The sequence below is a fragment of the Salinisphaera sp. S4-8 genome, from assembly GCF_040361235.1.
GTDB lineage: Bacteria > Pseudomonadota > Gammaproteobacteria > Nevskiales > Salinisphaeraceae > Salinisphaera.
Genome location: NZ_APNF01000010.1, coordinates 74,156 through 95,330, shown reverse-complemented (window position 1 = coordinate 95,330; position 21,175 = coordinate 74,156). Strand labels below are relative to the sequence as shown.

The 21,175-nt window shown below is 62.6% G+C and carries 23 protein-coding genes; 14 read left to right on the top strand and 9 right to left on the bottom strand.

The genetic code is table 11. The features are described 5' to 3' along the window. Positions 1-16: 16 nt before the first annotated feature. The gene (locus S4A8_RS14900; RefSeq protein WP_353220729.1) at positions 17-778 is read right to left on the bottom strand and encodes an ABC transporter permease; all 762 of its coding nucleotides are present in this window, start codon (positions 776-778) and stop codon (positions 17-19) included. After that, a complete protein-coding gene (locus S4A8_RS14895) occupies positions 775-1,725 on the bottom strand; it encodes an ABC transporter ATP-binding protein (RefSeq protein WP_353179783.1) in 951 nt (316 codons plus the stop codon). Before S4A8_RS14895 ends, S4A8_RS14900 begins: the two co-directional genes overlap by 4 nt. 166 nt (positions 1,726-1,891) lie before the next feature. Here S4A8_RS14895 and S4A8_RS14890 point away from each other — a divergent pair, with 166 nt between their 5' ends. From S4A8_RS14890 to S4A8_RS14880, 3 genes are all read left to right on the top strand, one after another. Beyond that, positions 1,892-2,263: a VOC family protein gene (locus S4A8_RS14890; protein WP_353220728.1), complete on the top strand. Its 372-nt coding sequence runs from the start codon at positions 1,892-1,894 to the stop codon at positions 2,261-2,263. Positions 2,264-2,305: 42 nt separating this feature from the next. Further along, positions 2,306-2,836, top strand: a complete 531-nt coding sequence (locus S4A8_RS14885) for a cytochrome b (protein WP_353220727.1) — start codon at positions 2,306-2,308, stop codon at positions 2,834-2,836. Positions 2,837-3,067: 231 nt separating this feature from the next. After that, positions 3,068-3,253 (top strand): CsbD family protein, encoded by a 186-nt coding sequence (locus S4A8_RS14880; protein WP_353220726.1) that lies wholly within the window; start codon positions 3,068-3,070, stop codon positions 3,251-3,253. Between the two features lie 81 nt (positions 3,254-3,334). Here S4A8_RS14880 and S4A8_RS14875 read toward each other — a convergent pair whose 3' ends face one another. The 3 genes from S4A8_RS14875 to S4A8_RS14865 all read right to left on the bottom strand — a co-directional run bounded on the left by S4A8_RS14875 (position 3,335) and on the right by S4A8_RS14865 (position 5,629). Next, positions 3,335-3,727, bottom strand: coding sequence for a hypothetical protein (locus tag S4A8_RS14875; protein WP_353220725.1), 393 nt, complete (start codon positions 3,725-3,727; stop codon positions 3,335-3,337). Between the two features lie 104 nt (positions 3,728-3,831). Further along, positions 3,832-5,001 (bottom strand): MFS transporter, encoded by a 1,170-nt coding sequence (locus tag S4A8_RS14870; RefSeq protein ID WP_353179793.1) that lies wholly within the window; start codon positions 4,999-5,001, stop codon positions 3,832-3,834. Between the two features lie 55 nt (positions 5,002-5,056). Beyond that, positions 5,057-5,629 (bottom strand): DUF421 domain-containing protein, encoded by a 573-nt coding sequence (locus S4A8_RS14865; protein WP_353220724.1) that lies wholly within the window; start codon positions 5,627-5,629, stop codon positions 5,057-5,059. 384 nt (positions 5,630-6,013) lie between these two features. Here S4A8_RS14865 and S4A8_RS14860 point away from each other — a divergent pair, with 384 nt between their 5' ends. The 3 genes from S4A8_RS14860 to S4A8_RS14850 all read left to right on the top strand — a co-directional run bounded on the left by S4A8_RS14860 (position 6,014) and on the right by S4A8_RS14850 (position 8,211). Next, positions 6,014-6,283, top strand: coding sequence for a DksA/TraR family C4-type zinc finger protein (locus S4A8_RS14860; RefSeq protein ID WP_353220785.1), 270 nt, complete (start codon positions 6,014-6,016; stop codon positions 6,281-6,283). Between the two features lie 32 nt (positions 6,284-6,315). Next, on the top strand, positions 6,316-6,513 hold the full coding sequence (locus S4A8_RS14855) for a hypothetical protein (protein WP_353220723.1): 198 nt from the start codon (positions 6,316-6,318) through the stop codon (positions 6,511-6,513). A gap of 63 nt (positions 6,514-6,576) precedes the next feature. Further along, a complete protein-coding gene (locus S4A8_RS14850) occupies positions 6,577-8,211 on the top strand; it encodes an acyl-CoA synthetase (RefSeq protein WP_353179799.1) in 1,635 nt (544 codons plus the stop codon). Positions 8,212-8,265: 54 nt separating this feature from the next. On the opposite strand, the gene S4A8_RS14845 is transcribed toward S4A8_RS14850, so the two are convergent. Together S4A8_RS14845 and bhcB are read right to left on the bottom strand one after the other, a co-directional pair. Then, on the bottom strand, positions 8,266-9,534 hold the full coding sequence (locus tag S4A8_RS14845) for a dicarboxylate/amino acid:cation symporter (RefSeq protein WP_353220722.1): 1,269 nt from the start codon (positions 9,532-9,534) through the stop codon (positions 8,266-8,268). A 180-nt stretch (positions 9,535-9,714) separates the two neighbouring features. Further along, the gene (bhcB, locus tag S4A8_RS14840; protein ID WP_353220721.1) at positions 9,715-10,662 is read right to left on the bottom strand and encodes a beta-hydroxyaspartate dehydratase BhcB; all 948 of its coding nucleotides are present in this window, start codon (positions 10,660-10,662) and stop codon (positions 9,715-9,717) included. 179 nt (positions 10,663-10,841) lie between these two features. Between bhcB and S4A8_RS14835 the strand changes: the two genes are divergently transcribed. Continuing rightward, positions 10,842-12,086, top strand: a complete 1,245-nt coding sequence (locus tag S4A8_RS14835; RefSeq protein WP_353220720.1) for a magnesium transporter — start codon at positions 10,842-10,844, stop codon at positions 12,084-12,086. Further along, entirely contained in the window at positions 12,083-12,628 is a 546-nt protein-coding gene (locus S4A8_RS14830; protein WP_353220719.1) for a DUF427 domain-containing protein, read from the top strand. Before S4A8_RS14835 ends, S4A8_RS14830 begins: the two co-directional genes overlap by 4 nt. A gap of 153 nt (positions 12,629-12,781) precedes the next feature. Here the strand turns inward: S4A8_RS14830 and S4A8_RS14825 are convergent, their stop codons facing one another. Next, complete coding sequence (locus S4A8_RS14825) at positions 12,782-13,675, bottom strand: LysR family transcriptional regulator (protein WP_353220718.1); 894 nt, start codon at positions 13,673-13,675, stop codon at positions 12,782-12,784. A 142-nt stretch (positions 13,676-13,817) separates the two neighbouring features. Between S4A8_RS14825 and S4A8_RS14820 the strand changes: the two genes are divergently transcribed. From S4A8_RS14820 to S4A8_RS14810, 3 genes are all read left to right on the top strand, one after another. Further along, entirely contained in the window at positions 13,818-14,324 is a 507-nt protein-coding gene (locus S4A8_RS14820; RefSeq protein ID WP_353220717.1) for a (R)-mandelonitrile lyase, read from the top strand. A gap of 204 nt (positions 14,325-14,528) precedes the next feature. Beyond that, entirely contained in the window at positions 14,529-14,930 is a 402-nt protein-coding gene (locus tag S4A8_RS14815; protein WP_353220716.1) for a (R)-mandelonitrile lyase, read from the top strand. A gap of 47 nt (positions 14,931-14,977) precedes the next feature. Next, a complete protein-coding gene (locus S4A8_RS14810; protein ID WP_353220715.1) occupies positions 14,978-15,724 on the top strand; it encodes an SDR family oxidoreductase in 747 nt (248 codons plus the stop codon). Between the two features lie 61 nt (positions 15,725-15,785). Here S4A8_RS14810 and S4A8_RS14805 read toward each other — a convergent pair whose 3' ends face one another. Then, on the bottom strand, positions 15,786-16,580 hold the full coding sequence (locus S4A8_RS14805) for an SDR family NAD(P)-dependent oxidoreductase (protein WP_353220714.1): 795 nt from the start codon (positions 16,578-16,580) through the stop codon (positions 15,786-15,788). A 218-nt stretch (positions 16,581-16,798) separates the two neighbouring features. On the opposite strand from S4A8_RS14805, the gene S4A8_RS14800 reads away from it, so the two are divergent. From S4A8_RS14800 to S4A8_RS14790, 3 genes are all read left to right on the top strand, one after another. After that, positions 16,799-17,710, top strand: a complete 912-nt coding sequence (locus S4A8_RS14800; protein WP_353179814.1) for a LysR family transcriptional regulator — start codon at positions 16,799-16,801, stop codon at positions 17,708-17,710. Positions 17,711-17,844: 134 nt separating this feature from the next. Continuing rightward, on the top strand, positions 17,845-18,840 hold the full coding sequence (locus tag S4A8_RS14795) for a TAXI family TRAP transporter solute-binding subunit (RefSeq protein WP_353179816.1): 996 nt from the start codon (positions 17,845-17,847) through the stop codon (positions 18,838-18,840). A gap of 115 nt (positions 18,841-18,955) precedes the next feature. Next, positions 18,956-20,971, top strand: coding sequence for a TRAP transporter permease (locus tag S4A8_RS14790; protein ID WP_353220713.1), 2,016 nt, complete (start codon positions 18,956-18,958; stop codon positions 20,969-20,971). Positions 20,972-21,175: the final 204 nt, after the last annotated feature.

Below are 21,175 nucleotides of genomic sequence, written 5' to 3'. Positions count from 1 at the left end.
GCCGTGCGTGGCGTTTCTACGATTTCAGGCGATAGCCGGTTTTGAAGATCCAGGCCACCAGCACGAGACAGGCGGCCAGGAACACCCCGATCATGCCCAGGCTGACGAAGACGTTGACATCGGCCACGTCGTAGAAGCTCCAGCGAAACCCGGAGACGAGATAGACCACAGGATTGAGCAGGGTGATCTTCTGCCAGATCGCCGGCAGCATGTCGATGGAATAGAACGTGCCACCCAGAAACGTCAGCGGCGTGACGATCAATAGCGGCACGATCTGGAGTTTTTCGAAATTGTCGGCCCAGATGCCGATGATGAAGCCGAACAGGCTGAACGTGATCGCGGTCAGCGCCAGGAACAGCAGCATCATGAACGGGTGCGCGATGTGGATATCCACGAAGAAGAACGACGTGCCCAGAATGATCAGCCCCAGTGCGGCCGACTTGGTGGCCGCCGCCCCGACATAGCTGATCACGATTTCCACATAAGACACGGGTGCCGATAGCAGCTCGTAGACGGTGCCGATGAACTTCGGAAAATAGATCGCGAACGAGGCATTGGAAATGCTTTGTGTCATCAGCGAGAGCATGATCAGCCCCGGCACGATGAACGCGCCGTAGCTCACGCCCTGGATTTCGTTGATACGCGAGCCGATGGCGGAACCGAACACGACGAAATACAGCGACGTCGAGATCACCGGCGAGACCACGCTCTGAAACAGCGTGCGCCAGGTGCGCGCCATTTCGAACTTGTAGATCGAGGCGATGGCGTGGAGGTTCATGCGTCGTTCCTTGTGTCCGGGGGCGTCGGAGCTTTCACCAGATCCACGAAGATTTCTTCCAGCGAACTTTGCTTGGTGTCGACATCGCGCAGGCGCAGGCCTGCGTGGTCCAGATCGCGAAACAGCGCGTTGATGCCGGTGCGCTTGTCGTTGGCGTTGTAGGTATAGACCAGTGCATGGCCGTCGTCGCTACGCTCCAGCCGATGCGCATTCAGGGCGTGCGGGATCTGCGTGATCGGTGTCTCGAGTTGCAAGGTCAGCCGTTTTTCGCCGAGCTTGGTCATCAACTCGTGGGTCTGTTCGACGAGCACGATTTCGCCAGCGTTGATGACGCCGATGCGATCGGCCATCTGCTCGGCTTCTTCGAGATAATGGGTGGTCAGGATGATGGTCACGCCATGCGCGCGCAGCGAGCGCACGACGTCCCACATGCTGCGTCGCAGTTCCACGTCCACCCCCGCCGTGGGTTCGTCGAGAAACAGGATTCGCGGTTCGTGCGACAGCGCCTTGGCGATCATCACCCGGCGCTTCATGCCGCCGGAGAGCGTCATGAGCATGTCGTTGCGCTTGTCCCAGAGCGACAGATCCTTGAGCACCTTTTCGATATGTGCGGGGTTCTTGGGTTTGCCGAACAGCCCGCGCGAAAAACTTACCGTCGCCCACACGGTTTCGAAGGCATCGGTGGTGAGCTCCTGGGGAACCAGCCCGATCAGCGAGCGTGCGGCGCGATAGTCGCGGATGATGTCGTGGCCGCCGGCCTCGACCGTACCGCTGCTGGGATTGACGATGCCGCAGATGACATTGATCAGCGTCGTCTTGCCGGCACCGTTGGGCCCGAGCAGGGCGAAGATATCGCCGTCGGGAATATCCAGGTCGATGCCCTTGAGTGCGTGAAAGCCCGACTCGTAGCGCTTTTCCAGGTTGCGAATCGATATGATCGGAGCCAACGTTTCGTCCTTGTCGTGGGCGGCGTATACGAACCAGCGTCGATGCGCCGCGCCCGGGCCAAGCGCGTAGGTTACGGTGCTTTGCGTACAAGGCAAATGAAAAGCCCCTGCATCCGTTCGCCGCGCGACTGGTGTAGGCTCGATACAGTCTTTCAAGGAGTGACGAATGATTGGCTATGTGACCCTCGGCGTAAGCGACATGACCCGTGCCAAAGCGTTCTATACGGACCTGCTCGCGGATCTGAACGCGCGCGTTCTACTGGATATGGGGCGTATCTGCTTCATCGGCCAGAAGATGAGCGAGCCCATGCTGGCTGTGTGCATACCCTACGACGAACAGCCGCAACATCCGGGCAACGGCACGATGGTCGCCATTCCACCCGGTTCCAAGGCCGCGGTCGATGCGATCTACCACAAGGCCATCGAGCTTGGTGCGCAGTGTGATGGTGAGCCGGGCCAGCGTATCCCCGACCAATTCTACGGCGCCTACGTGCGTGACCCCGATGGCAACAAACTCGCCTTCTATCATTTCGGCTGAACGCATAGGCATACCTTGCGCGATCGGTAACGGGGGCCGGCCATGAGCGGCGCCTCGTCGATCGCCACGTTTCATCCGTTGCTCAAGGCGTTTCACTGGCTCGTGGCGGTGCTGGTGTTCGCAATATGGCCGCTGGGCAAGGTGATTTCGTTTGTGCGCGACGATGCCAAGACCGGTTTCTATCTGTGGCACGAGTCGCTGGGTTTTCTCGTGCTCTGGCTGATGCTCGCGCGCCTGTGCGTGCGTTTTCTCACCGAAACCCCGGCCCGCGAACCCATGCCGGCCGCTCAGGCATGGCTTGCCGACAGCGTGCAATGGGCGCTGTATCTCGTACTCATCGGCATGCCGATCAGCGGCTTTCTCGCCACCAATGCCCACGGTTTTGCGCTGCAATGGTTCGGCGTGCTGCCGGTATGGAGTCCGATCGACAAATCGCCGGCGATCGCGCCGGTGCTATCGGCCGTGCACTACTGGCTGAGCTGGATGCTGCTGGCGCTGGTGACGCTGCACATCGCCGGGGCGCTGTTTCATCGTGTCGTACGCCGCGATCGCACACTCGATCGCATGCTCTAAAAGCAGCGTCCACAAGCGTGGCCGGCTCCGTAATCGACCGGATACTGCACCCTGCAAAACCGGACCAAAGTAATCGAACACACATGCAATCCCGCATGTGTCTGCGCGGCAGGTGTGCCGCCGTATGCAGTCGCCGTCCGCTATGCCCTTGGGCCGCGGCGTGGCCGCTGTATCCGAGAATCCAACCGTTCGGCACGCACGAGCGCGCGCCGACGTTTACGGAGTACTCCCATGGTCGATGATGATCGCAAGAAAGGTACGGCCGACCGCGTCAAGGGCGCAGTCAAGGAAGGCGTCGGCAAGGTGACCGGCGACGAAGAAAAAGAAGCCGAAGGCAAGGCGCAACGCAAGACCGGCAAGGTCCAGGACAAGGTCGGCAAGGCCAAGGACAAGGTCCGCGACAAGCTCAAGGACTAGCCTGTCGCCGGCGGCGGCCCAAGGCCGCGAAGCCGTAGACCCAAAGCGCGCCAGGTTCTGCCTGGCGCGTTTTTTTTTGCGCTAGTTGTCGCTCGACTCGAAGGCCCTGCGACGTTGTTCGATCTTGTCGCTCAAGGGCCGCGATTCGGATTCGAACTGGCTACGGCGGGTATCGAGCGGGCTGTTGCGTACGCGGCCACTGTTGGTGACGCCACTGGAATAGCTGCTGCTGCCAGCGGATATGCCGAGGTTGGTACGCCTGTCGCTGCTGTCGATCACCGACATATTGCCCGAGCGCGATGTGTCGTCATTGTCGATCGCACGTTCACTGCCGGTAATAGCACGCTCGCTGCCGGTAATCGCGCGATTGCTGCCGCTGATGGCGCGCTCGCTGCCGGTAATCGTGCGCTGGGCAAACGCATTGCCGGTTACGCCGAGCAAGACACAGGTAATGGCGAGAATACGAAGGGTCATGGCGATCTCCCGGCCCGTGTGGACCGTTCGGGATGTTGCGGGCCGCCGCGTGGTGAGGCGACGGCCGTCGAGACTTCGATTATGGCGCGGCCGCTGCTTGCATGCTACAGGCGTGTGCGGGCTCGGGCATGCAGAACGGCGATCATCCAGATCGCCAGCCCACCCAGCGCAAGCAGACTGCCCACGAGGCCGGTCGAACGCAGCCCGAAACCGGCAGCCAGTGCCAGGCCCGCGACCCACGGCCCCAGCGCGTTGGCCATATTGAAGGCTACATGGTTGAGCGCGGCGGCCAGATTCTGTGCATCACCGGCCACATCCATCAGGCGGGTCTGCAATACCGGTCCGAGCGCACCACCGATGCCGATACAGAATACGTTCACGCTAATCAACCAGGCATTGCCCGCGGTCAGTGGGAAACAGGCCAGGGCAATCGCACTCCAGACCAGCAGCGCGCCGGCCGTAGGCATGAGTGCGCGGTCGGCGAATCGTGGCAAGACGGCGTTGCCGAACGTCATGCCCAGCCCGAAGATACACAGCACCAGCGGAATCCATTGTTCGGACATGCCGGTAACCTGTTCCAGTGTCGAGGTTACATAGGTGTACACCGCGAACATGCCGCCGAAGCCGACCGCGCCGATGGCCAGGGTCAACCAGACCGACGTCCGAGCAAGCGCGCCCAGTTCGCGTATGGCGCTGGCGTTTTGGGCGGCGCGGTCGCGGGGCGCATAAATGGCGATCAGCGCGACCGCGGTCAAGGCGATGGCGGTAATCACCCAATAGCCGCTACGCCAACCTGCGGCATGCCCCAGCCAGGTGGCCAGCGGCACACCGACCACGGTCGCACTGGTCAACCCGAGCATCACGTAGCCGACCGCCTGGGTGCGCCGGGCGGGGTCGACCACCGACGCGGCCACCAGCGAAGCAAGGCCGAAATAGGCGCCGTGCGGTATGCCAGCCAGAAACCGGCACAGCATGAGCGAACCGTAGCCAGGGGCGATCGCGCTCAGGGCGTTGCCCAGCGCAAACAGCGACATCAGCACCAGCAGTAACGGTTTGCGTGCGACCCGCGCGGCGAGCACCGTGATCACCGGCGCACCGAACACCACACCGAGCGCATAGGCGCTGATCAGATGACTGGCGGTGGGTGCATCGATCCCCAGGCTGTGCTCGATGAACGGCAACAGGCTCATGGTGGCGAATTCGGTGGTGCCGATCGCAAAGGCGCCCGTGGCGAGCGCGATCAGTACAGGCAAGGCGGACAGTTTTACAGGCATGGAAATCCAGCAGCGACCGGGCAACGCCAGTACATCGTTTCGACTCGCCGGGCTTTCAAGGGCGCGTGGGCGGGCAATCCTCGCCACGTACGAGATGCGCCAGCCGTTCGGCACCGCGTACCCGTTTGACAAGCCACGGGTCGATCGCATCGTCGCCGGCGATGACCGAGCAGTCGCCGGTGGTCTCGAAGATCACTGCCAGCACCTGGTTGCGATCGTTGACACCGGCCAGGCGCAGTTTCGAGCGCAGGTCATCTTCGGTCACCCGCGCCGCTGCCAGGTTTTCGTGCAGCACCTCTCGCCCGGCCATCAGCAGCAGTGGTTCGTTGTCGACCAGCCGCTGGATCGCCGGGCTGGCATGGCGCGCGCGAGAGACTGTGTATTGCAGGCCATACAGCACCGCCAGACCGAACGCGGCACTCGCCAGCGGCGGATTTTTCGATAGCAGCGTCGAGGCGATGATCGAACCGAACGCCACCGTGGTGGCGAAATCGAAACTCGACATCTTGGAAAAACTGCGCAGCCCGGTCAGCCGGGTTAGCACGAGCAGGGCGATATAGATTCCGATCGCGGAGAGCAGCACCATCCAGAAAGTGGTGGCACTGCTGGTCAGCCATTGCGCATCCATCGGGCGCGTCCTCGGCAGATGAAAATGAAAGCCCGCAGATATGAACCGGTCCCGATGTGGCGGCCGGCCTGTGGGTAATGCGGGTGGCCGTGCGAACGCCGGCCATGGCTCATGATGCGGCTTTTTACACATCGGCGCTGGACGAAGCTGTGGATAAGCCGTGCGCGAATGCTGCGAACGCCCGGCGGACAAGGCCCGATGACGAAGCGGTTAAAATTTGACCAGTCTATGGGCGTCGCCGTACAGGCGGGTGATGCGCCCGGGCACAGGCCGACGGGGCATTGGTTTTCGTTACGTGAGCGCGCGAGGTGGGTGAAAAGGCGTATTGAAACCACGCCGCGCATGGGTAATGCTGATCGTTCTCGCCATGTCGAGGAGAATACGATGGCCACCGGTTGGGCGCGCGAAGGCGCCGTTCAGGAACAAATCGATAGCACTGTCGCCGAAGGTGTGGAGCTTGCCCGCTCACGGCTGGGTCAGGCGGGCGAGAGTCTGGAATATTGTGCCGAATGCGGCGACGAAATTCCGCAGCGCCGGCGCGAGGCGATCCCCGGCGTGCAGCTGTGCGTGGCCTGCCAGGAAGAGGCGGACCACAATTACCGTCACAATGCGGCGTTCAATCGCCGCGGCAGCAAGGACAGCCAGCTGCGCTAGCAGCGTATTTTCACGCGACGATCGACAAGCCCATGATGCGTTTCGTCTGCGAAATCGGCGGCGAGGAACATCTCGTGGATGCCGACACTTTCGAAGCTGCAGCCGAAGCGGCAGTGCGCGCGCATGCCGGCACGCGGGCCGGTACCTATACCGTCAATGTGGCCGAGGCCAACGAGGCCGATTTCCCATTGGTCACCGGCTCGGACTACACGGTCACGCTGCCCGGCTAAGCACGCTCAACAATACGTGGTTATGGCAGCATGTACGGCTCATACCCGTACGAGCCTTTCACGATGAGCCAGTCCAATCCGTTCGAGAGCCTGCCGCAGAACGCGGCCAACTACGCGGCGTTGTCGCCGGTGAGTTTTCTGGCCTGGGCCGGTGAAGTCTATCCCGAGCACACCGCGCTGATTCACGGCGAACTGCGCCAGAGCTGGGGCGAAACCTATGCCCGTTGCCGTCAGCTGGCCAGCGCGCTGGCCAAACGCGATATTGGCGCCGGGGACACCGTGGCCATCATGGCGCCGAATATCCCGGCCACCTATGAAATGCATTTCGCCCCGGCGATGATCGGCGCGGTGCTCAATGCGCTCAACGTACGCCTGGATGCTGCGACGCTGGCGTTCATGCTCGAATTCGGCGAAGCGAAGATGGTGTTCGTCGATCGCGCCTTCGCACCGGTCATGGCCGATGCCGTCAGCCGACTCGACAATCCGCCCACCGTGGTCGATATCGACGACCCGGTCTACGACGGCGACGAAGCGCCGATCGGCGAGATCGAATACGAAGCGCTGGTCGCCGAAGGCGACGCCGATTTTGCCTGGCAGCTGCCGGCCGACGAATGGAACGCCATCTCGTTGAACTTTACCTCCGGCACCACCGGCAACCCCAAGGGCGTGGTCTATCACCACCGCGGCGCCTATCTCAACGCCATGACCAATGCCATGGCCTGGGATATGCCCACGCATACGGTGTATCTGTGGACATTGCCGATGTTTCACTGCAACGGCTGGTGTTTTCCCTGGACCCTGGCGGCCAAGGTGGGCACCAATGTGTGCCTGCGCCAGGTCGCGGCCGATCCGATTATTGACGCGATGACCGAGCACGGCGTCACCCACTACTGCGGCGCCCCCATCGTGCATTCCATGCTCGTCAATGCCGATGCGCAAAAGCTCGACGGCATCAAGCAGACCGTCTACGGGCTGGTCGCGGGCGCTGCGCCGCCGGCGGCGATGATCGAAGGTATGGAACGAATCGGCTTTCGGCTCACCCATGTTTATGGCCTGACCGAAACCTACGGCCCGGCCGCGTTGTGCGCCAAGCACGCATCCTGGGACGATGTCAGCCTCGACGAGCGGGTGCGTTTGAATGGCCGCCAGGGCGTGCGCTACCCGACCCAGGCGGCGCTGACGGTGGTGGATCAGGACAGCGGCGAGATCGTGCCGCACGACGGCAAAACGATGGGCGAGCTGGTATTCGCCGGCAATATCGTGATGAAGGGGTATCTCAAGAATCCGTCAGCCACGGAGGAAGCCTTTGCCGATGGCTGGTATCACACCGGCGATCTCGGCTATATCGAGCCCGACGGCTATATCAAGATCGCCGACCGGGCCAAGGACGTGATCATCTCCGGTGGCGAGAATATTTCCTCGCTCGAGGTGGAAAGCGTGCTCTCGCGCCATCCCGCGGTGGCGTCGTCGGCGGTGGTCGCCAAACCCGACGAAAAATGGGGCGAAACCCCCTGTGCCTTCATCCAGCTGCGCGATGGCTACGAAGCCAGCGAAGAAGAAATCATCGCCTATTGCCGCGAACACATGGCGAAGTTCAAATGCCCCAAGACCGTCGTGTTCGGCCCGCTGCCGACGACCTCCACCGGCAAGGTGCAGAAATACGAACTGCGTTCGCAGGCGGGTGAGCTCGACGACTAAGCGCGTGTGAGCGCATATCGGGCAGGCACGAGCGTGCCTGCCCGTGCTTCGCGGCTAGCGTTTGATACGCCGGTTGTAGACGTCCTCGTCGAGCTCGCCTTCGCTCTTGGCCACCAGAATGGTGACCATCAGATCGCCAGCCACGTTCACGCTGGTGCGTGCCATATCCAGAATTCGGTCGATGCCGGCCACCACGCCGACCGCTTCCAGCGGCAGGCCCACCTGGGTGAGTACGATCGACAGCATCACCAGCCCCGCGCCCGGCACGCCGGCCGTACCGATCGAGGCCAGCGTGCCGGTGAGGATAATCATGCCGTAGTCCGCCCAGGACAGATCGATACCCACGAACTGGGCCACGAACAGTGCGACCACGCCCTGGTAAAGAGCGGTGCCGTCCATGTTGATGGTTGCCCCCACCGGCAGTACGAAACCGGCGACACCACGCGACACGCCGTAGTTGTCCTGTGCGCAACGCAGCGATACCGGCAACGTACCCGAGGACGACGCCGACGAATAGGCCACGACCAGGGCATCGATACTGCCGCGGAAATACCGGATCGGATTGAGCCGGCCGAGCAGGGCGATCAGCCCGGTATAAACCACGAGCACGTGCACCACGCAGGCGAGATAGGCTACACCGATGACCTTGGCCAGCGGTATCAGCACATCGAGGCCATACTGGCCGGCCACATTCGCGATCAGCCCGAATACGCCGAACGGCGCGAAGGCCATCACGATTTCGGTGAGCTTGTACATTGCCTCGGCAAAGCTTTCGAATACGCGGGTGAGCGGCGCGCCGCGTTCGCCGATCAGCGTGAGCGAAATCGCCAGGCCGATCGCGAAGACGATGATCTGCAGGATATTGCCCTCGGCCAGCGCATCGATCGGGTTCTGCGGCACAAGCCCGACCAGGATTTCCACCATCGAGGGCGCCTCTTTCGCCTCCACCGACGACTCGAACGGCAGATCCAGACCCACGCCGGGCTGGAAGATGGTCGATGCCAGCAAGCCGATTGCGATCGCGAATGCGGTGGTGAACAGATACAACGCGATGGTGCGCAGGCCGATCCGGCCCATCTTCTGCGGATCGCCCATGCCGGTAATACCCACCACCAGCGTCGAAAACACCAGCGGCACGATCAGCATCTTGATCGCACTAATGAAGATATCGCCCAGCGGCTTGAGCAGGCTCGCGTTGTCGCCGAGCAGCGCGCCGGCGATCGCCCCCAGCACCAGACCCGCCAGGATCTGGGCCCATAGCGGGATACCCGGGATGAAGGTCATCGGCCGGGCGTCGTCCTTATCCTGCGTGGAACTATTCATTTTTCATCTCCCCCCGATTCGCTGGCGTTCCGTAGTGGAAGTCCACGAAATGAATTTCGCGCGATTTCGCGGGGCAGGCAAGACGAGCGACGAATGATCGCGTGGCTAAAGTTCAACGCTGCATGGCGCAAAGAAAAGGCGAAATAGTGCGATGAATTTCGTTACAGGAGGCGAGATGGCTTATAGCCAGGGCAGGCGCTCCAGATCGACATTACCCCCGGTCAGAATCACGCCGACGCGTTGATCTGCAAAGTGTTCCGGGTTATGCAAAATCGTGGCCAGGGGCACCGCGCAGGACGGCTCGACGATGATTTTCATCCGTTGCCAGATCAGGCGCATGGCTTCGATAATTGCGTCTTCCTCGGCGAGCAGTATCGTGTCGACGTCGCGGGTGACGATGCCCCAGTTCAATTCACCCAGCGAGGCTTTCAGCCCGTCGGCGATCGTGTCGGGCGCATCCTCGATGAGCCGTTGTCCGGCCTGCACCGAACGATAGGCGTCATCGGCATTTGCGGGTTCGGCCGCGTACACCTTTGTATGCGCCGATAACGCGCGCGTACTCAGCGCGGTGCCGCCGATCAGGCCGCCGCCGCCGATGGGCGCGATGACGATATCCAGCTCCGGAACGTCCTCGAGCAGTTCCTTGGCACAGGTGCCCTGACCGGCGATCACGCGGGCGTCGTCATAGGGTGGTACGACGTTGGCACCGCTTTCAGTCACGAGTGCGTCCAGGGTTTGCTGGCGAGCGGTATTGCGCGGCGCGCAGAATACGATTTCGCCGCCATAACCGCGTACCGCCTCGACCTTGGCGCGCGGCGCGGTTTCCGGCATCACCACCGTGCAGGCGATGCCGCGGCAGGCCGCTGCCCGGGCCAGCGCCATGCCGTGATTACCGCTCGAATGTGTGGCGACGCCGCGCTTGGCATCGGTCTCGTCGAGCCCGAACACGGCGTTGACCGCACCGCGCGACTTGAAAGCGCCGGTCTTCTGGAAGTTCTCGCACTTGAAGAAAAGCGTCGCGCCGGTCATGGCATCGAAGGTGGCACTGGTGAGCACCGGCGTGCGGTGAATCCAGGGCGTGATGCGCCGATGCGCGCGGCAGACGTCGTCGTAGTCGGGTAGATGCATGGCAGGGCTCGCAGGCGATCGAGGCTTCATCTTGCCCCACGCTGGTGGATCAATGAAAACGCGGGCGTGCCGGTGGACCGGCAATCGTGGCCGATACGAAATGCTTGAATAAAAGCTCGCGCGCGACCTAATAATGAGCAATCGATTGTTCACTGCAGCCTTGCTGTGCCGAGGTTTTCATGGCCGGACCCCAGTCTTTCGACCCCGATCGCGACGTGATCGACGGCCCGCTCGATGGCCCCATTGATGGCCCCACTGATGGCCAGAGCCCGGAAGAGGCCGCTCGAACCCTTGCCGATCTGCCGCCCGATCAGGTCGCGCAGGTGCTCGCCAGCCTGCCCCACGACGAAGCCATCGCCGTGGCCGCGCGCCTGGCAGGCACGGCCCACGAGCGCGCCGGCGATCCGTCCGGCGATGACGCCGCCGAGCAGGCCACCGAATCGGCCGCGGCCGATATCGATGCCACCATCGACGAATTGCTGGAAGCTGCGCCCGCCGTGCTCGAATCCAGCCGTACTGCGGCCGAGGCGGTCGCCTTTCTCGTACAAAGCGAGGCGGTGGCCGACATCACCTATATTTTTATTGTCGATAACGACACGCTGGTCGGCGTGGTGGGCATGCGCGATATCGTGCTGGCCAAACCCGGCCAGCCGCTGGCCGAGATCATGGTGCGCGAACCGTTCGCCTTTAAAAGCGGGACCGGCGTGGACGTTGCCGTGCGCGCGGCGTTGGCCCGCCATTACCCGGTCTATCCGGTGGTGGACGGCGAGGGCCGCCTGCTCGGCTGCGTACGTGGCTGGCAGTTGTTCCAGCGCGTGGTGGTCGAGGTCACCGGCCAGGCCGGCGCCCAGGTCGGTGTGTCGCGCGAAGAGCAGGTCAACACCTCGATTCTGGGTGCGTTTCGTATGCGCCATCCCTGGTTGCAGGTGAATCTGCTCACCGCGTTCGCGGCGGCCTTCGTGGTGAGCCTGTTCGAAGACACGATCACCCAGATCGTCGCCCTGGCAGCGTTCTTGCCGGTACTGGCCGGCCAGAGCGGCAATACCGGTTGTCAGGCGCTGGCGATCACACTGCGCGGGCTTACCCTCGGCCAGCTCGATGAATATCCGGTCGGCAAGCTGCTGCGCAAGGAAGTCTTGCTGGGGGCGTTGAACGGCCTCGTGGTGGGTGTGGTCGCGGGGCTGGCGATGTGGCTGTATGCGCGCTATTCGGGCGAGCCGAATGCGGTGATGCTGGGGTTGGTGATTCTGGTGGCCATGGTAGGGGCATGTACCGGCAGCGGTATCTTCGGGGTCATTGTGCCGTTGACGCTCAAGCGCCTGGGCGCCGATCCGGCCATGGCCAGCAGTATCTTTCTGACCACGTTCACCGATATCCTCGGCATGGGTTTGATGCTGTTTCTGGCCAGCGCGATTCTTTTGTGAACGTAAGCAACGACGACGATACCTTCGGCTGGCACTACCGCGGTGGCGAGCGCCCGCCGTTCGCGATCGAGCCGGGTCCGGGTCAGGAATCGGTGTGGGACTACCCGCGCCCGCCGGCGATCGTGGCCTGCGACAAACGTATCGACGTGCGGCTGGGCACACGGCTGATCGCCAGTACGCGGGCGGCGTTTCGCGTGCTCGAGACGGCTGGCGCGCCCACGTACTATCTGTCGCCCGAGGCGGTGGATTTCGATGCCCTGATCGCGGCCGATGCCCAGAGTTTCTGTGAATGGAAGGGCACGGCACGCTATTGGGACGTGACCGACGGCCGGCGCCGGGTTGCGCGTGCAGCGTGGAGCTATCCCGATGCGGTCGATCGTTTCGCCGCGATCGCCGGCTGTATCGCTTTCTACTGCGATCGCCTGGATTGCCGTGTGGATGGCCAACGTGCCTTTGCCCAGCCCGGCGGCTTCTACGGCGGCTGGGTAACCCCCGATATTGTCGGTCCGTTCAAGGGCGAGCCCGGTACGCAACGCTGGTAGTTGACGCAGTCCAGGCCCGCGGCGAGGGCGGGTGTATTGCGGGCTGATCGAGCCTGCTTGCCACGACGGGTTGGCCTCGCCGCAGCGCAGTGGTCTGGCGCGCGGCCGCCCAGTCGAATGCGCGGGCCGGGTTTCGAGCAGTGGTCGGGCGCTCTAGCGTACGAGTCGCAGGCCGTCGACGACCGTACGCAGCGCATGCGAGGACTGGCGACGCGACGGATAGTAGAGATGATGCCCAGGCCACACCGGGGCCCAGTCGTCGAGGGTGGTCTGTAGCCGGCCGGCTTCGATATCGGCGTGCACCATTTCAATTGGCATGAAGCCGAGCCCGAAGCCGCGTCTAACGGCGTGACGAATCTGGTAGAGCGTGTCGAAGACCAGCCGTCCGGGCACCCGAACCGCGGTGTGTTCGCCCGCGCGTTCCAACTCCCAGGCATAGATTTCGCCGCGTGTGGGCAGGCGCAGATTGGCGGCCTGATGACGGGCCAGCTCGTCTGGCGTTCGCGGCTCGGGGTGGCGGGCAAAATAGGCGGGCGTACCCACCACCACCATACGTTGTTGCGCCTGTAGCGGGATGGCGACCATATCCTGCGCGACGGTCGGGCCCAGCCGTACGCCGATATCGAAGCGACTGGCCACGATATCGGTCAGCCCGTAGTCGGTGGCGATTTCTACCGCGATATCGGGAAATCGCTCGATGATTGTTTCCAGACGCGGCCAGAGGATGTATTCGGCGACGAAGTCGAAGGTGTTGATTCGAATCGTGCCGGCCGGGCGTTGCTGCTGCGATTGCAGGTCGGCGAGCTCGGCTTCGATATCCGCAAAGCGCGGACCGAGCATTTTCAGCAGACGATCACCGGCCTCCGTGGTGGAAATGCTGCGCGTGTTGCGTGCCAGTAAGCGCAGGTCGAGACGTTGCTCGAGTGCCTTCATGGACTGACTCAATGCCGATTGCGACATCCCGAGCTGGGCAGCCGCACGCGTGAAGCTGCCCGCGCGGGCGATCGTGACGAAGGAAAACAGATCGTCGTAGTAGCGGCGAGGCATGGGTGGACCGGCTCCGGGGTTTGATTGATAAGCAAGGCTAATAGACCTATTCGTTTTTCGACTATGGATAGGCCGCGCCTTGCCCGCAACAATCCTCGCATGCCGGGTTCGATCCCAGGCCCTTCATCGAGGAGACCGCCCCATGCAAAACCGTTATCGCCTTGCCGCTTCATTCATGCTGGTGACAAGCGCCGTGATAAGCCCGGCCCAGGCCACCGAGACCACCCAGCACGATGCGCCGCGCGATCAACTACAGATCACCGATCTGGCGGATCGCGCCACCCGAACCGATTTGTCGGACTACTTCACCGGCCGGGCGCTGGTGAACCCGCTGTTCACTGCCGAGGATGATTCCAACACCACCGCGGCCGAAGTCATCTTCGAGCCGGCCGCGCGCACCAACTGGCATGTGCACCCGGTGGGCCAGCAGCTCGTGATCACACAGGGCATCGGCCGGGTCCAGATCGAAGGTCGGCCCGTGCGTCAGATGCGCGCCGGCGATGTGGTGTGGATTCCTGCCGGCGTTCGCCATTGGCACGGTGCAAGCCCCGATCACAGCATGACCCATATCGCCATTCAAGAGCGCCGCGACGGCCAGAACGTCGAATGGGGCGACGCCGTCAGTGAGGCGCAGTACAACGCCGAGTAGTAATCGGGCACCCGAAACAGCCGACTTGGTCGGCTGTTTTCAATGCCAGCGAACAATAAACGCCGACACGAAGCCGTTGTTTGTTTTCAATGGCTTCGCAGTCGCTGGCTGCGGTGGTCATGGTTTTACATGCCCGTTTTATCAACCCGAACACTCATCCATTTCTATGCCGGGTTGATAAGACACGAAAAAGGGACCTACGTCATGGATATCAGCAAGAACAGCAGCCGTGCCTCGGTCACGCCGCCGGCGGAATATTTCACCGGCCAGGTACGCCTTGACCCGTTGTTCGACAGTACGCACCCGGCACGCACGGCCGGTGCGAGCGTGACCTTCGAACCCACCGCACGAACCGCCTGGCATACCCATCCGCTGGGCCAGACATTGATCGTAACGGCCGGATGTGGCCGCGTTCAGCGTAAGGGCGGGCCGATCGAAACCATCGAGCCGGGCGATGTCGTGTGGTTTGCCCCGGGCGAGAAACATTGGCACGGCGCCGGGCCGGATACGGCGATGACGCATATCGCGATTCAGGAGAAAGGCGAAGAGGGGCCTGTGACCTGGCTGGAGAAAGTCACCGATGCCCAGTACGAAGGCCGCGACTAGGCGGGTTGCTTTCCAATCCCATTCAATCCATTCCCGAGGAGTTCGCCATGCGCGACACATTGACCGACCACGTCATCGTTATCACCGGTGGTAGCAGTGGTTTGGGCGAAGCCACTGCCCGCCATCTCGCCGCTCACGGCGCGCGTATCGTGCTGGGCGCGCGCCGACTCGATCGCATGCAGGCGATCGTCGCCGATATACAGGCCGAGGGCGGCAAGGCGCTCGCCGTGCAGACCGACGTCACCGACCGTCACCAGGTCCAGAATCTTGTCGATCGCGCCGTCGCCGAGTTCGGACGGGTCGACGTCATGCTCAACAATGCTGGCCTGATGCAACAGTCCGCACTCGAAAAACGCAAGATCGACGAGTGGGACAACATGATCGATATCAATATCAAGGGCACGCTCTACGGCATCGCGGCCGTGCTGCCGCAGATGCAAAAACAAAAGAGCGGACACGTGATCAACGTATCGTCGGTGGCCGGGCACAAGGTCACGCCCGCCGGCACGGTCTATTGCGCGACGAAATATGCCGTTCGTGCGATCAGCGAAGGGCTGCGCCAGGAGGTCAAGGACTACAACCTGCGAACGACCATCATCTCGCCCGGCGCGATCGATACCGAGCTGCCCAGCCATATCACCGATGCGCAGGCCGCGCAGGCGATCAACGACTTCTACCGGTCCGCCGCCATTTCGGCGGATTCGTTCGCACGCGCGGTGTACTTCGCGATCAGCCAGCCGGCCGATGTCGATATCAACGAAATTCTGTATCGACCCACCGCCCAGCCGTTGTAAACGCCAGAGCCGGCATAGGCCAGAGTCCAGGCGCGGGCGCGACACCGCGCGCCCGCGGCCCTCAAGCGATGCTGTCGACCACGCCGCCGTCCACACGCAGGGCTGCGCCCGTGGTGGCCGAGGCCTGTTCGGATACGGCATAGACGACCATGTTGGCGACTTCTTCCACCGTGGCCGCGCGTTGGATGATGGAGCTCGGCCGGGCTTTCTGGACGAACTCGGCGGCCACCTGTTCCATGGGCTTGCCACTTTCGGCCTGCTGGTCGGCCAGCATGTCCTGTACGCCCTCGGACAGGGTGGGCCCGGGCAGTACCGCGTTTACGGTGACGCCGGTGCCGGCCAGACGCTTGGCCAGCCCGCGCGAGACCGACAGATTGGCGGTCTTGGTCATGCCGTACTGAATCATTTCGGCTGGAATGTTCAACCCGGATTCCGAGGACAAAAACACCACGCGGCCCCAGCCGGCCTCGACCATGGCCGGGGTATAGGCTCGGGACAGGCGTACGCCGGACATGATGTTCACGTCGAAGAACTGTTGCCATTCCTCATCCGGGATTTCGTAGAAATCCTTGGGACCGAAGATGCCGAGGTTGTTGACCAGGATATCCACCCGCGGCTCGGCATCGACCAGCGCCTGACAGCCTTCCGCGGTGCCGAGATCCGCTGCCACGCCGCGTACATCGGCGCCGGCCACCGTGTCGATGAGTTTGGCGCGGGCGTCGTCCACGCGCTCGGGTTTGCGACCGTTGATGATGACCGTCGCGCCGGCACGCGCGAGCCCGGTGGCGATGGCAAAGCCGATGCCATGGGTCGAGCCGGTGACCAGTGCGGTCTTGTTGTCGAGTTGGATATGCATGCGTAATCCCCTGTGTTCCTGGGTCGGATTCGAGTGTGTGCGTGTGGCCTGCGCCGTGCATTGCAGCGTATGCGCTCGCATCGGGCGTGGCGCTCGATTGACGTGCTAGCGGTGATAGTGGGTTTTGTCTGGCACAAGGCCAACCGGCACGATCGCGAATGGTTTATTGCGCAGTATGCAATAATTCATGGGTTTGAATTGAGCGCGACGATACGCCGATGGCCGATGAACTCATTCAGATGCGCGTATTCGTGCAGGTGGTGGAAGCGGGCAGTCTGTCGGCCGCTGCGCGCGAGTTGGGGCTGTCGCCGGCGGTGGTGAGCCGGCGGCTGGCCGCGCTCGAACAGCGTCTGGGCGTACGCCTGATCAACCGCACCACGCGCAGTCTGGCCCTGACCGACGAGGGGGCCGCGTTTCAGACCCGCTGCATACGTATTCTGGCCGATATCGACGAGGCCGAAACCCAGGCCGCGATCGGCGCCCAGGCTGCGAGCGGGGAGTTGCGTGTGACGTCCACGGTGGCGTTTGCGCGCCGGCTGGCCCCCTTGCTGTACGAGTTTCAGCGCGTGCATGAGGGCGTACGCGTACGGCTGCACGCCAGTGACTCGGTGGTGAATATCGTCGAGGGCGGCTTTGATCTGGCGGTGCGTTTCGGGGCGCTGGCCGATTCCAGTCTCATCGCCCGCGAACTGGCGCCCAATCGGCGCGTGATCTGTGCCGCGCCGGCCTATCTGGCCCGGTATGGCCGGCCCAGCCATCCACAGGAGCTGGTGCATCACGATTGCGTGCTCATGGGCGATCCGGGCCCGGGCGTCTGGCAGTTCGCCGATGGCAGCAGCGTGCGCGTGAATGGTGCATTGGCCAGCAACGACGGCGAGATTGCCCATTTATGGGCGCTACAAGGCGCCGGCCTGGTGCTCAAATCGATCTGGGACGTACAACAGGATCTGGATGCCGGCCGCCTCGAAACGGTACTGGATGCGCATCCGCTGGCCTGTGCACATATTCATGCCATGTATCCGCATCGTCGATTCGTCGCACCCAAGGTGCGTCTTTGCGTGGATTTCCTGCGTGCACGTTTGGCGGAACAGGCGGTTGAAATGACTGGATTACAAGCAGTTTCGGCGTGATGGCCGGTGCGGGCCCCGCTGTTTGGGCAACCTGGCGCGCTCCTTGCGTTTATCGTCGCCTCGGCTAGACTCGATTGATCGGTCGCGGCCTGATCCGTGACCGCACATCCTGTTTTTAAAGGGGGCTTATCGCCATGTTGACGCGAATTCTCAAAACGCTTGCCGTGGCCACGGTGGTGCTGGGCGTCGCCCACACCGCGAGTGCGCGCACGTTCATTACCATCGGCTCGGGTTCGACCACCGGCCTGTATTACCCCACGGCAGTGGGCATGGCCAAGATCGTCAACGAGGCCGGCATCGATATCCGCGCCAACGCGCGTTCGACCGGCGGTTCGGTATTCAACGACCGGGCCGTGGGCGCCGGCCAGCTGCAGATGGGCGTCAGCCAGAACAACGTCGCCTACTACGCCTATAACGGCAAGGGCGTGGAAGCCTTCGACGGCAAGCCGGTAGAGAATCTGCGCGGCGTGGCCGTGCTCTACCCGGAAACGATCCAGGTGCTTGCACGCAAGGACGCTGACATCGAAACGCTGTCCGACATGAAGGGCAAGCGCGTTTATGTAGGCGATATCGGCTCGGGTACGGAACAGGACGTCAAGAACCTGTTCGGCGCCTTCGATATGAGCATCGACGATCTCAAGGCGCCGGTGCGTGGCAGCGCGGGCAGTGCCGTGGGCCTGCTGCGCGACGGCCAGATCGATGCCATGTTCTATACCGTCGGCCTAGGCGCGTCGGCGATCACGGAAGCGGCCCAGACCGCGCCGATCGAGCTGGTCTCGATCGCGCCGGAGAAGATCGAGGCCTTGAACGCCAAGTATCCGTTCTACACCCAGATCGACATCCCCGAAGACACCTACCCGAACATGGGCGAAGCGACCGCGGTCACCCTCAAGGCCATGCTGGTAACGTCCTCGGAGCTATCGGAAGACGCGATTTATCAGTTCATGAATACCGTGTTCAATAAAAAGAAGGACGCTTTCTACAACGATATCGCCAACCCGAACCTGAAGAAGTACTTTACGCTCGATACCGCCCTGGAAGGCATGTCGATTCCGCTGCACCCGGGCGCGGTGAAGTTCTTCAAAGAACAGAATATCGACGTCAAGGACAGCCTGCTACCGCCGTCCTGAAACCGCGTTGTAGCGTTGTAGCCAATCGAAACCCCGACCGGGATGGTCGGGGTTTTTTCGTTTTCGGGGCCGTGCGGGGATGCGCGGCCTGTGCAAGACAGGACAGGGGCGATTGATGAGCGAACACGTATCGCGAGAAGCCGAAGACATCGTCAAGGCCACGGAATACGGCGGCCGCGAACCGAAGCTCGCCTGGCAGCGCTGGCTGCTGGTGGCGATTGCGGTGGCCTGGAGTCTGTTTCAGCTCTATGCCAGCTACTTCGGCACCCTCAATCCGCAGAAGATCGGCTCCATCCATCTGGCGTTCGGCTTCGCGCTTGCGTTTCTGGCGTACCCGCGCAAGCGCGGGGCGGTCGATCGTATTCCCTGGTACGACTGGATACTCGCCGCGGCCAGCGTGGCCAGTGCGCTGTATATCCTGTTCAACTACTACAACATCGTCATGATCCAGGGCGGGCTGCCCGTAGCGCGCGACGTATGGGTCGGGTCGGCGCTGATGCTGTTTCTGGCGATTGCCTCGGTTCGCCTGCTTGGCTTTGCCCTGCCGGTGATCGCCGCCATCGTGGTGATTTATGGCGTGACCGGGCCGGCCGGCATCATTCCGCTCACGCCGCCGGATGTGATCTATCTGCATAACGGCTATCAGTGGTCGGAGATCATTCAGCAGCTCTATATCACTACCGAGGGCATCTGGGGCACGCCGATCCAGGTTTCGGCAACCTTCGTATTTCTGTTCGTACTGTTCGGCGCGTTGCTGGACAAGGCCGGTGCCGGCCAGTATTTCGTGGATCTGGCCTATAGCGGGTTGGGCACCTTCCGCGGCGGGCCCGCCAAGGCCTCGGTCGTGGCGAGTCTGCTGACCGGTGTGATCTCGGGTTCCTCGACCGCGAATACGGTCACGACCGGTACCTTCACGATTCCGTTGATGAAAAAGATCGGTTATCCGCCGGTCAAGGCCGGCGCGACCGAGGTCGCGGCGTCCGTGAATGGCCAGCTCATGCCGCCGATCATGGGCGCGGCCGCGTTCATCATGGCCACCTTCATCGACGTGCCGTATTCGCAGCTGATCGTCTACGCGCTGGTGCCCGCGGTGCTTACCTATCTGGGCCTGCTCTACGTGGTCCATCTGGAAGCGCTCAAGCTCGGCCTGGAAGGGCTGCCGCGCTCGGAGCTGCCGCCGTTCTGGCCGACCTTCGTCAAAGGTGTGCATTACCTGATACCGGTCGCATTTCTGCTTTACGAGCTGATGTGGGCCAATCTCACGCCGGAACGCAGTGCGCTCAATGCCACCGTCGTGCTGGCTGGGCTGATCCTCGTTCAGGAGGCGGTCAAGGGGCTCAAGGGCGACAACGGTATTGTCGACGGGCTCTGGCAGGGGCTGCGCGCGATTGCTGCTGGCCTGGAAAGTGGTGCTCGCAACATGACCACGATTGCCATCGCCACGGGCGCGGCCGGCATCATCGTGGGCATGGTCACGATGACCAATCTGGGTTACGGCCTGACCCAGGTGCTCGATGTGCTCTCGGGCGGCAATATCTGGATCGTGCTCATCCTGTCGGCGATCACCTCGCTCATCCTCGGCATCGGTTTGCCGACCACGGCCAACTATATTGTCATGGCCGCGCTGGTCGCGCCGGTGATCTCCAGCCTGGCTGCGGATGCCGGCATGAACGTACCGCTGGTGGCGGTGCATCTGTTCGTGTTCTATTTCGGCATTCTGGCCGACGATACGCCACCGGTGGGCCTGGCTGCCTATGCGGCGTCGGCCATTTCCCGGGCCGATCCGATCGCCACCGGCGTACAGGGCTTCATCTACGATCTGCGGACCGCGATTCTGCCGTTCATGTTCTTCTTCAATCCCGAATTGCTGCTCTATAACGTCAGCAACTGGTACTACGCGGGTTGGGTGATCGTGACTGCGCTGGTCGGTATGCTCGCCTTCGTGGCTGCCACGCAGGGGTATTTCAAAATCCGGATGACCTGGTACGAACGCCTGGTCATGCTCGCTGGCGCCTTGCTCATGCTCAAGCCCGGCTCATGGACCGACTTCGTAGGCATTGGCCTGTTGATCGCGGTGGGGCTGTTTCACCATATGCGCGCCGCGCGACAGGCCAGGCCGTATGCTGCGTGATCGACAGCTTGCCCGCCCATGAATGCGAAGATACGCCCATAAGGTGATTGTCCGCAGATCGACGCAGATCAACACAGATCTAGACAGGCTGTTTGGCCGCGTCCTGAACGAGCGCCAACGAGGCTCCCGCGCTTCTCTTCGGCGTGAATCGGCGTCGATCCGCGGATGCGGCTTCGAAAGAACGCATCTCGTGGCGCGAAATCA

Excerpts from the sequence above, each read along its gene's own strand:
- S4A8_RS14900 (WP_353220729.1), bottom strand. The coding sequence starts at position 778 with ATGAACCTCCACGCCATCGCCTCGATCTACAAGTTCGAAATGGCGCGC.
- S4A8_RS14890 (WP_353220728.1), top strand. The coding sequence starts at position 1,892 with ATGATTGGCTATGTGACCCTCGGCGTAAGCGACATGACCCGTGCCAAA.
- S4A8_RS14885 (WP_353220727.1), top strand. The coding sequence starts at position 2,306 with ATGAGCGGCGCCTCGTCGATCGCCACGTTTCATCCGTTGCTCAAGGCG.
- S4A8_RS14880 (WP_353220726.1), top strand. The coding sequence starts at position 3,068 with ATGGTCGATGATGATCGCAAGAAAGGTACGGCCGACCGCGTCAAGGGC.
- S4A8_RS14875 (WP_353220725.1), bottom strand. The coding sequence starts at position 3,727 with ATGACCCTTCGTATTCTCGCCATTACCTGTGTCTTGCTCGGCGTAACC.
- S4A8_RS14870 (WP_353179793.1), bottom strand. The coding sequence starts at position 5,001 with ATGCCTGTAAAACTGTCCGCCTTGCCTGTACTGATCGCGCTCGCCACG.
- S4A8_RS14865 (WP_353220724.1), bottom strand. The coding sequence starts at position 5,629 with ATGGATGCGCAATGGCTGACCAGCAGTGCCACCACTTTCTGGATGGTG.
- S4A8_RS14860 (WP_353220785.1), top strand. The coding sequence starts at position 6,014 with ATGGCCACCGGTTGGGCGCGCGAAGGCGCCGTTCAGGAACAAATCGAT.
- S4A8_RS14855 (WP_353220723.1), top strand. The coding sequence starts at position 6,316 with ATGATGCGTTTCGTCTGCGAAATCGGCGGCGAGGAACATCTCGTGGAT.
- S4A8_RS14850 (WP_353179799.1), top strand. The coding sequence starts at position 6,577 with ATGAGCCAGTCCAATCCGTTCGAGAGCCTGCCGCAGAACGCGGCCAAC.
- S4A8_RS14845 (WP_353220722.1), bottom strand. The coding sequence starts at position 9,534 with ATGAATAGTTCCACGCAGGATAAGGACGACGCCCGGCCGATGACCTTC.
- bhcB (WP_353220721.1), bottom strand. The coding sequence starts at position 10,662 with ATGCATCTACCCGACTACGACGACGTCTGCCGCGCGCATCGGCGCATC.
- S4A8_RS14835 (WP_353220720.1), top strand. The coding sequence starts at position 10,842 with ATGGCCGGACCCCAGTCTTTCGACCCCGATCGCGACGTGATCGACGGC.
- S4A8_RS14825 (WP_353220718.1), bottom strand. The coding sequence starts at position 13,675 with ATGCCTCGCCGCTACTACGACGATCTGTTTTCCTTCGTCACGATCGCC.
- S4A8_RS14820 (WP_353220717.1), top strand. The coding sequence starts at position 13,818 with ATGCAAAACCGTTATCGCCTTGCCGCTTCATTCATGCTGGTGACAAGC.
- S4A8_RS14815 (WP_353220716.1), top strand. The coding sequence starts at position 14,529 with ATGGATATCAGCAAGAACAGCAGCCGTGCCTCGGTCACGCCGCCGGCG.
- S4A8_RS14810 (WP_353220715.1), top strand. The coding sequence starts at position 14,978 with ATGCGCGACACATTGACCGACCACGTCATCGTTATCACCGGTGGTAGC.
- S4A8_RS14805 (WP_353220714.1), bottom strand. The coding sequence starts at position 16,580 with ATGCATATCCAACTCGACAACAAGACCGCACTGGTCACCGGCTCGACC.
- S4A8_RS14800 (WP_353179814.1), top strand. The coding sequence starts at position 16,799 with ATGGCCGATGAACTCATTCAGATGCGCGTATTCGTGCAGGTGGTGGAA.
- S4A8_RS14795 (WP_353179816.1), top strand. The coding sequence starts at position 17,845 with ATGTTGACGCGAATTCTCAAAACGCTTGCCGTGGCCACGGTGGTGCTG.
- S4A8_RS14790 (WP_353220713.1), top strand. The coding sequence starts at position 18,956 with ATGAGCGAACACGTATCGCGAGAAGCCGAAGACATCGTCAAGGCCACG.